The sequence below is a fragment of the Epilithonimonas hominis genome (assembly GCF_003730015.1).
Lineage (GTDB): Bacteria > Bacteroidota > Bacteroidia > Flavobacteriales > Weeksellaceae > Epilithonimonas > Epilithonimonas hominis.
This window is the reverse complement of the sequence record NZ_RJTU01000016.1, coordinates 1-12,048: the sequence shown is the minus strand read 5'-3', so window position 1 is coordinate 12,048 and position 12,048 is coordinate 1. Positions and strand designations below refer to the sequence as shown.

General features: G+C 35.3%; 12 protein-coding genes. 3 read left to right on the top strand and 9 right to left on the bottom strand.

The window, feature by feature from the left end:
• Nucleotides 1–42: 42 nt before the first annotated feature.
• From EGH73_RS02515 to EGH73_RS02500, 4 genes are all read right to left on the bottom strand, one after another.
• On the bottom strand, nucleotides 43–1,386 hold the full coding sequence (locus EGH73_RS02515; RefSeq protein WP_123280535.1) for an alpha-amylase family glycosyl hydrolase: 1,344 nt from the start codon (nucleotides 1,384–1,386) through the stop codon (nucleotides 43–45).
• Between the two features lie 270 nt (nucleotides 1,387–1,656).
• Entirely contained in the window at nucleotides 1,657–2,238 is a 582-nt protein-coding gene (locus EGH73_RS02510) for an IS1096 element passenger TnpR family protein (RefSeq protein ID WP_089768203.1), read from the bottom strand.
• A gap of 103 nt (nucleotides 2,239–2,341) precedes the next feature.
• The gene (locus EGH73_RS02505; protein WP_089768341.1) at nucleotides 2,342–3,439 is read right to left on the bottom strand and encodes a sensor histidine kinase; all 1,098 of its coding nucleotides are present in this window, start codon (nucleotides 3,437–3,439) and stop codon (nucleotides 2,342–2,344) included.
• Nucleotides 3,440–3,488: 49 nt separating this feature from the next.
• Nucleotides 3,489–4,166: a response regulator transcription factor gene (locus EGH73_RS02500; protein ID WP_089768201.1), complete on the bottom strand. Its 678-nt coding sequence runs from the start codon at nucleotides 4,164–4,166 to the stop codon at nucleotides 3,489–3,491.
• Nucleotides 4,167–4,357: 191 nt separating this feature from the next.
• Between EGH73_RS02500 and EGH73_RS02495 the strand changes: the two genes are divergently transcribed.
• A complete protein-coding gene (locus EGH73_RS02495; protein ID WP_123280533.1) occupies nucleotides 4,358–6,028 on the top strand; it encodes a glutamine--tRNA ligase/YqeY domain fusion protein in 1,671 nt (556 codons plus the stop codon).
• Nucleotides 6,029–6,191: 163 nt separating this feature from the next.
• On the opposite strand, the gene EGH73_RS02490 is transcribed toward EGH73_RS02495, so the two are convergent.
• From EGH73_RS02490 to EGH73_RS02480, 3 genes are all read right to left on the bottom strand, one after another.
• Nucleotides 6,192–6,515: a GNAT family N-acetyltransferase gene (locus tag EGH73_RS02490; protein ID WP_123280532.1), complete on the bottom strand. Its 324-nt coding sequence runs from the start codon at nucleotides 6,513–6,515 to the stop codon at nucleotides 6,192–6,194.
• A gap of 129 nt (nucleotides 6,516–6,644) precedes the next feature.
• Entirely contained in the window at nucleotides 6,645–7,655 is a 1,011-nt protein-coding gene (gene pheS, locus EGH73_RS02485) for a phenylalanine--tRNA ligase subunit alpha (protein WP_123280531.1), read from the bottom strand.
• A 119-nt stretch (nucleotides 7,656–7,774) separates the two neighbouring features.
• The gene (locus EGH73_RS02480) at nucleotides 7,775–8,434 is read right to left on the bottom strand and encodes a YceI family protein (RefSeq protein WP_123280534.1); all 660 of its coding nucleotides are present in this window, start codon (nucleotides 8,432–8,434) and stop codon (nucleotides 7,775–7,777) included.
• Between the two features lie 136 nt (nucleotides 8,435–8,570).
• Here EGH73_RS02480 and EGH73_RS02475 point away from each other — a divergent pair, with 136 nt between their 5' ends.
• Complete coding sequence (locus EGH73_RS02475) at nucleotides 8,571–9,503, top strand: sulfate/molybdate ABC transporter ATP-binding protein (protein WP_123280530.1); 933 nt, start codon at nucleotides 8,571–8,573, stop codon at nucleotides 9,501–9,503.
• 311 nt (nucleotides 9,504–9,814) lie between these two features.
• Here EGH73_RS02475 and EGH73_RS02470 read toward each other — a convergent pair whose 3' ends face one another.
• The gene (locus EGH73_RS02470; RefSeq protein ID WP_089768193.1) at nucleotides 9,815–10,147 is read right to left on the bottom strand and encodes a zinc ribbon domain-containing protein YjdM; all 333 of its coding nucleotides are present in this window, start codon (nucleotides 10,145–10,147) and stop codon (nucleotides 9,815–9,817) included.
• Nucleotides 10,148–10,295: 148 nt separating this feature from the next.
• Here EGH73_RS02470 and gcvT point away from each other — a divergent pair, with 148 nt between their 5' ends.
• Nucleotides 10,296–11,399, top strand: a complete 1,104-nt coding sequence (gene gcvT / locus EGH73_RS02465; protein ID WP_123280529.1) for a glycine cleavage system aminomethyltransferase GcvT — start codon at nucleotides 10,296–10,298, stop codon at nucleotides 11,397–11,399.
• An 88-nt stretch (nucleotides 11,400–11,487) separates the two neighbouring features.
• Here the strand turns inward: gcvT and EGH73_RS02460 are convergent, their stop codons facing one another.
• On the bottom strand, nucleotides 11,488–12,021 hold the full coding sequence (locus EGH73_RS02460) for a glutathione peroxidase (RefSeq protein ID WP_123280528.1): 534 nt from the start codon (nucleotides 12,019–12,021) through the stop codon (nucleotides 11,488–11,490).
• Nucleotides 12,022–12,048: the final 27 nt, after the last annotated feature.

Here is a 12,048-nt window from a genome sequence, read left to right as displayed (position 1 = left end):
TCAGTTGTGAGACGGATTCGTTTTATTAATTAATTGTTGAGTTTATTTTTCAAAAACCATATAGCCAAAAGATCCAAGACTGATATCTGATCCGTTTATTAATGTATTTTTTTGACCCGAAAAAACATTTTTATAATTGGAGTTTAGATGGTCATCTTGTATTTTCATATTGACATTTTCTTTAGTTGTGTTGATGAGTACCAGAACTTCTTTATCACCATTTTTTCTGAGATAAGCAAGAATCTTATCATTGGCAGAGGTGTTTATCCAATAGGTTGTAACAGCTGGATCACCTCCCCGCAAAGCTGGATTTTCAGATTTAAGAGTAAGTAATGTTTTGTAAAAATTCTCCAGTTCATATTTTCCGGTCCACGGAATAGGATCTTTTTCAAAAAATTCTAAACGCTTAGCCTTCATAGGCAATTCCTGCCCAGAATAGAGCAGGGGAACACCGTTCCAGGTAGCGGAAAATACGGCTAAAGCTGGGGCAAAATCACCATACTTTTCATATTCGGTTCCGTTCCATGAGTTTTCATCGTGATTGTTTGTAAACCAGGCTCTCATAGAATTATCTCCAATTTTGGAATATTGTTCTAGCAAGGTTTTCAGATCAGAAAGAGGAAGATGTTTTTGATAAAAATCCTGAGAAAGATGCATCCATTTCCAGCTGTAACTGGCATCGAAAACTTTACCATAGTCCGGAGATTCTATTTCGTCAAACTCGCCTAGGAAAAACAGTGGTTTTACTTTTTCTACCTGTGGTCTTGCTTGTTGCCAGAAGTCAACTTCTACCCAACTTGCAAGATCACATCGGAAGCCATCAATATTCGTTTCTTTTACCCAATATTTCATAGCATCTATCATCGCCAAACGCATTTCCTTGTTGGAGTAGTCCAGTTCTATAATGTCATCCATTCCACTGGCTTTATGAAAACTGCCGTCTGCATCTTTCAGATACCAATCTGGATGGGTTTTTGTCCAAACGTGATCCCAACCGGTGTGGTTAGCAACCCAATCAATGATTACCTTAAAACCCATTTTGTGAGCTTCATTCACCAGGTGTTTAAAATCATCTAAAGTTCCAAATTCCGGATTGATGGTTGTATAATCAGAAGCTGCATAAGGACTTCCCAGACTACCTTTTTTGTTTTTCTGTGCGATAGGTGTAATAGGCATAAACCACAATGTTTTTACGCCCATTTTTTTTAGCCTAGGCAAGTGCTTTTCAAAAGCGGAAAAAGTACCTTCTGGTGTATATTGTCTTACATTTACTTCGTAAATATTGGTGGTGTGTTTCCATTCTTGTGGTAATTCCATAGCTTGATTCTGAGTTTTGCAGGATAATAACAGTGCGGCTATTGCCGGTATAAGAATCAGTTTTTTCATTATAAAAAAATTTCTCTTAGGGTTGTGAATTTTATTGTCTATTCTGTAAATGTAATAAATACAAATCATGCTGAAAACCCCAAGATTGTTAATGTTTTCTAAATGTATCTTTTATAATGTATTATTTTTGTTTTCTTATAAATATGTTTTTCTGCAGATATAGATAATCAGTTTGATGTACTAATCAAAATCAGAAAAAATCTAAAAATGAAGAACTGTCTATAAAAAATAAAAATACCCGAAAAACTTCGGGCTTTATTATTAAAAGGATTAATCCTCATCGTCTTCTTCGAAAACATCATTGTAACCGGTATCTTCTTCTTCATCATCAAAATCATCATCATCATCAAAACTGGTTTCTTTAAAATCTGCATCAAAATCTCCAAAATCATCATCCAGAAGCGGCATTGCAGAGCTCTTGTTTTTTCCGCTTGCTGCGCCATTTTTGCTTGGTGCTTTTAAAGGAACATTTCCAAATCTGTAAACAGTTATCGGATAATTGACTGCTGGTTTCTCATCATTTATTTCCAAAAGCTCGCAGAAAAATTCCCAAAGGTCTATAAAACCATATTGAAATCTCATTTTAGCACCTACTTCCGGGAAGCCCTCGTTCAGATAAATATCGGACATAATTTCTCCGTCGCCGTCATCACTCATATCTTCCAAAGGTACAGCACGGCCTTCGTTCCACTCATCATCAGAAAAATAAAACGATGACAACTCTTCGCCAGGCAGGCTAAACGCACTTTTGATACCCAAGTGCAGATTCCATAGTGTCTGTTTGTCTTTGATTTCAATATCTCGGAAAATTGTCTCTTTGGCGTCTAGAATTACTCTTATCTTATAAACCATTTTAGTTTTACTTTAGCTTTGTACTAGGTTGATTAATGATGCAAATATAAAACAAATGAAATTTCGGAAAAGTTTCTGAATAATTTTTTTTGAAAAAAGTTTTTTATAAATTTTGCGCTTTTCCGGGTATAGAATTACCATTGGAGATACCATTTATTTTCTTTATGCTGGGAGTTGATTTTGTTAGTTTAAATTTAAATTTTGTTCCGGAAAGATAGGTACTCTCTACAGCTATAGTTTGCTGATGCGCTTCCAGAATATGCTTCACAATTGCAAGACCAAGACCAGAACCGCCTTCTTTTCTGCTTCTGCTGCTTTCTACACGGAAAAAACGTTCGAAGATTCGTGGTAAATTTTCCGGCTTTATTCCCATTCCGTTGTCTTCTACAGAAATATGAATACTCTTGGTTCCTTCCCTTGTAGAGACAATAATCTGTGCTTCTTCTCTGTTAGCGTATTTTATAGAGTTGGAAATCAGATTGATAAGCACTTGCGAAATTCTTTGTTTGTCGGCAGATACAAAAAGCTGAGGCTGGGTGGTTTGCAACTGCATAGTCATCGCATGTTTTTCTCCTTCCATTTCCAAAAGATCAAATATCTCCTGCACCAAAAGATTAATATCAAAAATACTGTATTTCAGATCAATTTGTCCGGATTCATATCTATTAATCATATCCAGATCCTTCACAATATTCAGCAGCCTTTCCACAGAACTGTCAATTCTTTGCAGGTATTTATCACGAATAGATAGATCCTCCACGCCGCCATCTCTGAGTGTTTCTATGTAACCTTGTATCGAGAAAAGTGGTGTTTTCAGCTCGTGAGATATGTTTCCGATATATTCTTTCCTGTAGTTTTCCATCTCTTTCATCATGTCAATCTCTGCATTTTTCTGATTCATCTCGTGCATCTTTTCTCCTAGTTCTTTGAAACTGAGATCGGAATCATAATCGTGAATAATGTCTTCCGGAAGGATATTAGTGATTCTGCGGATCTGATTTTTGCTATAATAATTGAATAGAAACTCCAACACAAAATAATTTAGTACAAACAGAAACCAAAGAGTAAAAACAAGAAAATAATTAAAATTTCTTGTCTTGAAATAAACATCATCGGTGTAAAACTCAAAAACCAGAACTACGCTTCCAATTACCGTAACCAGAAGCATAGATGCAGCTACAGAAAGCCAGTTTATTTTTATTGAATTTCTAATTCTCATATCAAAAAAAAGATTTTCTGTCAAGAAAATCCTAAACTACTAATTTATAACCAATTCCTTTGAGTGTCTGGATTGTATTGATTCCCAGTTTTTCTCTCAGCCTTCTGATGTGAACATCAATAGTCCGCTCGCCTACAATCACATCATTTCCCCAAACTTTTTCAAGGATTTCTTCTCTTTTGAAAACTTTGTCAGTATTGGAAGCAAGCAGATAAAGCAGGTCAAACTCCTTTTTTGGAAGTAAAAATTCTTCTTTTCCTTTTGATACTTTGAAATTCTCTTTATCAATGATCAGGTCGCCGATTTCGATATAATTAGAATTCTCCTGGGATTGTGCACCCAACTGCAAAAGCGCTGCTACTTTCGATACTAAAACTTTTGGTTTAATGAGTTTTACGATATAATCATTTGCTCCTGCCTGATAACCTGCCAACTGAGAAAACTCTTCGCTTCTTGCAGATAAGAATACAATGAGGGTTTTCTGTAGTTCTTTAATTTTTCTTAGCTCCTGGCAAGTTTCAATACCATCTTTTTCTGGCATCATTACATCCAGAAGAATAAGGTCTGGTAAGATTTCTTTTGCTTTTGCAATACCTTCATTTCCGTTGCTTGCAGTAAAAACATGGTAGCCTTCTTTTTCCAAATTATATGAGATGATCTCTAGGATGTCTTGCTCATCATCAACTAAAAGGATTTTTTTACGATTCATTACGATTTATTAATTATCCCAAAATTAAAAAAAAATGAATGGTATATAACTATTTGTTTAAAGTTCACAGAAATTTAACATTTCCTAAATAATTATTTTCAGTCTATAATAAAATTTTAAGCTTAATCAATAGTTATAAACGTTTTATTGTTCGGGGAAATTAAGTTAAATTTGCGCCTCAAGTTCAGATTATGGAAGAAGAAAAAAAATCACTCAATTTTATTGAACAAATCATAGAAGATGATTTGGAAAATGGCTTGGATTCGGGAAAATTACGTTTTCGATTTCCGCCAGAACCAAACGGTTATCTTCACATAGGTCATACAAAAGCGATCTGCATCAATTTTGGTTTGGGAGAAAAATACAATGCGCCTGTCAATCTTCGTTTTGATGACACCAATCCGGAAAAAGAAGAACAGGAATTTGTAGATTCTATTAAGAAAGATGTAGAATGGCTTGGCTTTGAGTGGGATAAAGAATGTTATGCTTCAGACTACTTTCAGCAGTTATATGACTGGGCTGTAGAACTTATCAAACAAGGAAAAGCTTATGTAGACGAACAACCTTCCGAAGATATAACAGCTCAGAGGAAAAATCCTTTTGAACCAGGTATAGAATCGCCATTCAGAAATCGCCCGGTAGAAGAGAGCATAGCGCTTTTTGAAAAAATGAAAAATGGCGAATTCGACGAGGGAGCAATGAGTCTTCGTGCAAAAATCGATATGACATCTCCTAATATGAATATGCGTGACCCAGTTATGTATAGGATTCTAAAGCGTCCGCATCACAGAACTGGAGACAGCTGGAAAATATACCCGATGTACGATTGGGCACACGGAGAAAGTGATTATCTGGAGCAGGTTTCGCATTCCCTTTGCTCGCTGGAGTTCGAGAACCATCGTCCGCTTTACGAATGGTATCTAAACCAAGTTTATGAGCAAGGAAAAGTGGCGCCTAAGCAAAGAGAATTTGCAAGGATGAATGTTTCTTACATGGTTACATCTAAAAGAAAACTACAACGATTGGTCGCAGAAGGTGTAACAACTGGATGGGACGATCCTAGAATGCCAACTATTTCCGGACTGAGAAGAAAAGGTTATACACCGGTTTCCATCAGAAATTTTATAGATAGAGTAGGTGTTGCAAAAAGGGAAAACCTGATTGATATTCAGTTATTAGAGTTTTCTGTGAGAGAAGATCTTAATAAGATTGCGACCAGAGTAATGGCGGTTGTGAATCCGGTAAAACTTATCATAGAGAATTATCCGGATGATAAGGAAGAATGGCTGGAAACAGAAAATAATCCAGAAGATCAAAACGCTGGAACAAGGCAAGTACCGTTTTCAAAAGAACTTTATATAGAGAAAGAAGATTTTCAGGAAGAAGCAGATAAAAAATTCTTCAGATTAAAATTGGGAGGCGAAGTCCGTCTAAAATCTGGGTATATTATTAAGGCTGAACGTGTAGAAAAAAATGATAAGGGAGAAATAACTACTATTTTTGCAACTTATGATGAAGATTCTAGATCTGGAAGCGGAACAGAAGCCAGTCTGAGAAAGGTGAAGGGAACATTGCATTGGGTTTCTGCAAAACATGCCTTGCCCATTGAAATCAGAACTTATGAAAGACTCTTTACAACCGAGCAGCCAGATGCGGAGAAAGATGTAGATTTTATAGAATTTATAAATCCACAATCACTTAGAGTTTCTTATGGTTTTGCTGAGCCAAGTCTGAAAGATGCAACCTTAGAAGATCATTATCAATTTCAGAGAATTGGATATTATATCAAAGACAGGGATTCTTCTGATGAACAACTAGTATTCAATAGAACCGTGACACTGAAGGATGGTTATAAACCTTAACTTCGACATATATTAATAAAAAAAATCAGACATTGGTCTGATTTTTTTTATTAACAGGCATAAAGAAATAATTCCGTTGTTTTCTAGTCTTCAAATAAGGGAAAATTATGACATTATTTTTATAGAAAAACTTTTGCATCAATTTTCATACTCAAGTTTAATATTACAATTGGTCATAACCTGCAAACGTTTCATCTACGATTGCTTTCCATTCCGGATGCTTTTTGATGTATGCAAAAATATAAGGACAGAAGGGAAGTAGTTTTTTTCCATTCTCTTTTATATATTGTAATGTTTTCTCAACCACTGCAGCAGCAGCGCCCGTTCCCAGTAGTTCCGGTTCTGCTTCTGTATGTATTAGAGCAATCTGATGTTCTCCCTCGGCGTAATCGTAATTAATAAATGCTAAATGTCCATCAACTTCTATCTGGAAACGTTTTTTTGCTTCATCTTTTACAAGTCTTAATTCTTCGAATTCTGGTTTCATCGCTTTTTTTTAAAATTTATTTAATCCAAAATTAGCGAAAAAATAAGATTGAAAATTAATGTTGGTTTTTTAAAACAAAAAAAATCCTGTAAATCTTCGTTTACAGGATTAATATTTAGTAATAATAAATTATAATGTTTTGAACTGTTCAAGCATTCTGATGTCATTTTCAAAAAACATTCTGATGTCACTCATTTGATAAAGGAGCATTACAATTCTTTCAATTCCCATTCCAAAGGCATATCCAGAATATTTGTCCGGATCTATGTTTACGTTCTTTAGAACGGCAGGATCCACCATTCCGCAGCCCATGATTTCCAGCCAGCCCGTTCCCTTAGTGATTCTGTAGTCTGTTTCAGAGTTTAGCCCCCAGTAAACATCTACTTCCGCACTTGGTTCTGTAAACGGGAAGTAAGAAGGTCTCATTCTGATTTTCGATTTCCCAAAAAGTTCAGTGGTGAAAAACTGAATGGTTTGTTTCAAATCTGCAAAACTTACATTCTCATCAATATACAAACCTTCAATTTGGTGGAAGATACAATGTGAACGTGAAGAAACTGCTTCGTTACGGAAAACTCTACCTGGAGCCAAAATTCTCATGGGCGGTTCATTCTCTTCCATATAACGAATTTGAACAGAAGAAGTATGCGTTCTCAACAAAACATCAGGATTCTGTTCGATGAAAAACGTATCCTGCATATCTCTTGCCGGGTGATATTCTGGGAGATTCAGAGCTGTAAAGTTATGCCAATCGTCTTCAATTTCAGGTCCGTCTGCAACAGCAAAACCTATAGATTTGAAGATGTCAATAATTTTATTTTTTACAAGATTGATAGGGTGGCGTGAGCCCAGCTCCAGTGGAAAAGCAGGTCTAGAAAGATCTTCCTTTTCGACAATATGAGAACTTTCCGAAGAGGTTTTAAGCTCTTCGATTTTCCCGTTTACCGCTTGTTTCAGAGTGTTGATCTTCTGGCCGGCATCCTTTTTCTGTTCGTTGGGAACTTGTTTCAAAAATTCATAAAAATCATTCAAAACGCCTTTTTTTCCGGTAAAGCGGATTCGGAATTGCTCGATTTCGTCCTTTGCAGAAGATTGGAAATTTTGTACTTCTACCAACAGCTCATCAATTTTCTCTAGCATTGCTTATAATAAATTATAGAGTGCAAAAATACGATTTTAAAATAAAAAAATCTGCCTTTAAGAAAGCAGATTAATTATAATTTTATGCTAATAGCAAAAAGCCAGATGCAAAAAGCTATTTATTTCTTTTCAATAGCCTTAACTTTCAACTGAACATTGATCTCGTTTTTGATAAGGCCTTCTGCAGCAGGCATCTGAAATTTAATTCCAAATTCATCTCTGTTAATGTCTTTCGGCTCTGTTGCAATACTAAGCTCCCCATCTTTTATTTTAACATTGGCATTAAAAGTAGCTGGTTTTGTAATTCCTTTAAGAGTCAGATTTCCATCTAATACCGTGTTGTAATCACTTCCTACAGGTGCTTCTGAAATTTTTGTGATTTCGTAGGAAGCGGTTGGGAATTTTTCTACATCAAAAAAATCTGCACTTTTGAGATGCCCAATAATTTTTGCATTGCCGTCAGTTTCTTTCAGATCTTCATTTGCAATAGAATTCATATCAATCACAAATTGCCCGCTTTCTAGCTTATTATCTTTTACGGTAACTTCACCACTTTCGAATTTCAAAGTTCCAATATGACTAGTGTTGTTGGACTTCACCACTTTAAAACCTTTCCATTCTGCTTTACTGTTCATTGTATCTATCACGTATATTTGTCCATTTGTAGTAGTAAGCACTTCATTGCTTTCGCTGCTGACGGGTTTATCTTTTCCGCAGGAAATTACAAAAATAGAGGCTGAGATCATCAGAATAGCTGCAATAATGGTTGATTTTTTCATATCAGACTGTAGAAATTTAGAATGCTGAGTGTCCATTTGCTTGGTTTTCACTCAGAATATTTTAATTTGTTATTAAGTTTTACGTTCTTTGCTAAAATAATAAAATTATTACACTTCAAAAAACAATTTTCATAAAATGCTCTTAGAAGTCAAAAATCTTTATTTCAATTATCAGACCAATAATCCCCTGTTTCATAACCTGAACCTGCATGTAGATGAAGGTCAGATAGTTGCTTTGGCGGGCGAAAGTGGCTGCGGCAAGTCAACCTTGCTGAGCCTGATATACGGACTGATGGATTGGCAGAGCGGTGAAATTATTTTTGACGGTGAAAAATTGTTTGGCCCAAAAGGAAATCTAGTACCTGGAGAGTCGAAAATGAAATTCGTAGCGCAGAACTATGATTTGATGCCTTATGCAACGGTTGCTGATAATGTAGGCAAGTTTATTTCTAATATCAATTTAAAATCGAAAAAGGAAAAGGTTGAAGAATTGTTAGATATTGTTGGATTGACGGATTATGCTAAAGTTTTGCCTAAAAATCTAAGTGGCGGACAACAACAACGTGTCGCAATTGCTCGTGCTTTGGCAGTTCTTCCAAAGATGCTTTTGCTGGATGAACCTTTCAGTAATCTGGATTTTTCCAGAAAATTCGAATTGCGAGACAAGCTGTTCAGTTATACCAGACAAAATAATATGAGTCTCATTATTTCTACTCATAATTTGGAAGAAGTTTTACCTTGGGCAGACAAAATTGTCGTGTTGCAGCAAGGACGATTGATTCAGAATGATTCGCCAAAAGAAACTTACGAAAATCCTTACAACGATTATGTTGCCAAGCTTCTGGGCGAAGTCAATATTTTTACAGAAGGAGAAAAAACTCAATTTAATCTTTCCAAAAAGCATTACTTTCCGCATCAGATAAAAATTGCTGAAGGTGGAATTGAAGCAAGTGTTTTAGAAAGTCTTTTTGCGGGTTCGCATTACCGAAATAAAGTCAGAATTAATGATAAATCAATTGTTGTTTACTCTCAAAATAAACTTTCCGGCAACGTAAATTTAGAGTTTTAATTGTCATCCATATCCAGATTGTTGATAAAATATTGATAACTTATAGATTTTCAGTTTGTTGAATTGTATAAAATTTATAATTTTGACAAACGAAAATACATAAGGAAATTTTTGGTTAATTCTCTTTCTGCCTTAGGGACTGGAAATTAGCTTCGTTACTGCGAACAATCAGAGTCTTTGAAAGTTTACCCTGCCAAATTTTTCCTTTTTTTTGTTTGATACTGTAAAAGGCTTCGACGCCGCTCAGCCAGACATTTAGTATTTAAAATTGTCACACGGAGCGGAGTCCAAGTATTTTATATATAGAATTTTTAAGCCTTCTTTACAAACTCAGATTTCAAAGCCATAGAACCGAAGCCATCAATTTTGCAATCGATATTATGGTCAGAATCTGGACGAAGACGGATGTTTTTAACTTTGGTTCCTGCTTTTACAGGTTTTGGAGCACCTTTCACGGGCAAATCTTTAATCACAACTACAGAATCTCCATTTTGCAATTCTTTCCCAAGAGAATCGAAAATTTTGCCTTCCGCTGAAACTTCCGCTGGATCCCACTCGTGAAAACATTGGGAACAAACTTGTAGATTGTCTTGTTCATAAGTGAATTCGGATTGGCATTTTGGGCAAAGAATTGTGTCGCTCATAGATTTTTGTTTGAGAAGCAAAGGTAAGATTAATTACGTTTATTTTGAAATGAGATAATTCATAAGTCAAGAAATCTATCATTCATTATTTATAATTCATCATTAATTTTTAGATTTGTGCGCAACTAAAATAAATCTTCCTTTTAAAATGAAAAAAACCGCTTTATACGATAAACACGTTTCTTTAGGCGCTAAAATCGTTCCGTTTGCAGGATTCGAGATGCCTGTTCAATATTCTGGAGTTACAGAAGAGCATTTTGCTGTCCGCGAAAAAGCGGGAATTTTTGATGTGTCTCATATGGGACAATTTTTCATCGAAGGTCCTTCTGCAAAAGACTTGTTGCAGTTTGTGACTTCTAATAATGTTGATGCTTTGGAAATCGGAGATTCGGCGTATAGCCAAAATGGGAAAGCACAATATTCTTGTCTTCCTAATGAAAATGGCGGGATTGTAGATGATTTGATTGTTTATAAAATCGAAGATGAAAAATATTTTGTAGTAGTTAACGCTTCAAATATTGATAAAGACTGGAATCACATTGTAAAATACAATGAAAAGTTCGGAGCCAAAATGACAAATGCTTCAGATGAAATGTCATTAATCGCCATACAAGGTCCAAAAGCAACTGAAATTCTTCAGAAATTGACTGAGATAGATTTGTCATCCATTCCATATTATCATTTCACAATTGGTTCTGTAGCTGGTTTTTCGGATGTGATTATTTCCAACACAGGTTATACAGGTAGTGGGGGATTTGAGATTTATTTCAAAAATGAAAATGCTGAAGACATTTGGGATGCGTTGACAGAAGTAGGAAAAGAATTTGGAATGATTCCTTGTGGATTGGCTTCTAGAGATACTTTAAGATTAGAAAAAGGCTTTTGTCTTTACGGAAACGATATCGATGATACCACATCTCCACTAGAAGCCGGATTGGGTTGGATTACAAAATTTGATAAAGATTTTGTTAACAAAGCATTCCTGGAAAATCAAAAAGCTGAAGGTGTTTCCAGAAAATTAGTTGGTTTTGAAATGCAGGAAAAAGCGATTCCAAGACACGATTATGAAGTATTGGATGCAGAAGGAAATGTTATCGGAAAAGTAACTTCCGGAACAATGTCGCCAATGAAAAAAATAGGATTTGGATTAGCTTATGTGGATAAACCAAACTTTAAACTTGGTTCGGAGATTTTCATTAGAATCAGAAATAAGGATATTCCTGCAAAAGTGGTTAAGTTGCCTTTCGTTTAATTTTAGACAATAGACTGGTAGATAATAGAAAAGCGTTCAAATTTTTGAACGCTTTTTTGTCTTATGACTTATATTATCCAACTTCAGTTCACTTCAGATACTTAGTAATACTCTCGCTCATTGGATTTGTTTTACTCTCAAAACTGTCGATAACGTGACCTTTCTCATCCAAAAGGATTTTGGTGAAGTTCCAACCAATTGTGGAGCTTTTTACACCATTTTCTTTTTTATCGGTCAAGAATTTGTAGATGGGTGCAATATCACTTCCTTTAACCGAAATCTTCGCCGCCATTGGAAAACTCACGCCATAGTTTCTTTGGCAGAATGTTGCAATTTCTTTGTTAGAACCTGGTTCTTGCGCTCCAAAGTTATTGGCAGGGAATCCTACAACCACCAACTTATTTTTATAAGTTTTGTACAATTTTTCCAAATCCGCATATTGAGAGGTAAATCCGCATTCGGAAGCGGTGTTCACAACCAATATCTTTTTGCCTTTGAATTTAGAAAAATCAATCGTAGAACCATCCAAAGCCTCAACTTTGAAACCGTGAATCGATTTTGCCTGAGCATTACTTTTTGAAAATCCGAATAGTGATAACATAATAACAAGTAGGTATTTCATATTAATTTATATGACTACTTGATATTA

Bases quoted from the DNA above. Each gene is read 5' to 3' on its own strand.
- EGH73_RS02490 (WP_123280532.1), bottom strand. From the start codon at position 6,515: ATGAAACCAGAATTCGAAGAATTAAGACTTGTAAAAGATGAAGCAAAA.
- EGH73_RS02500 (WP_089768201.1), bottom strand. From the start codon at position 4,166: ATGAATCGTAAAAAAATCCTTTTAGTTGATGATGAGCAAGACATCCTA.
- EGH73_RS02495 (WP_123280533.1), top strand. From the start codon at position 4,358: ATGGAAGAAGAAAAAAAATCACTCAATTTTATTGAACAAATCATAGAA.
- EGH73_RS02470 (WP_089768193.1), bottom strand. From the start codon at position 10,147: ATGAGCGACACAATTCTTTGCCCAAAATGCCAATCCGAATTCACTTAT.
- EGH73_RS02510 (WP_089768203.1), bottom strand. From the start codon at position 2,238: ATGGTTTATAAGATAAGAGTAATTCTAGACGCCAAAGAGACAATTTTC.
- pheS (WP_123280531.1), bottom strand. From the start codon at position 7,655: ATGCTAGAGAAAATTGATGAGCTGTTGGTAGAAGTACAAAATTTCCAA.
- gcvT (WP_123280529.1), top strand. From the start codon at position 10,296: ATGAAAAAAACCGCTTTATACGATAAACACGTTTCTTTAGGCGCTAAA.
- EGH73_RS02480 (WP_123280534.1), bottom strand. From the start codon at position 8,434: ATGAAAAAATCAACCATTATTGCAGCTATTCTGATGATCTCAGCCTCT.
- EGH73_RS02475 (WP_123280530.1), top strand. From the start codon at position 8,571: ATGCTCTTAGAAGTCAAAAATCTTTATTTCAATTATCAGACCAATAAT.
- EGH73_RS02515 (WP_123280535.1), bottom strand. From the start codon at position 1,386: ATGAAAAAACTGATTCTTATACCGGCAATAGCCGCACTGTTATTATCC.
- EGH73_RS02460 (WP_123280528.1), bottom strand. From the start codon at position 12,021: ATGAAATACCTACTTGTTATTATGTTATCACTATTCGGATTTTCAAAA.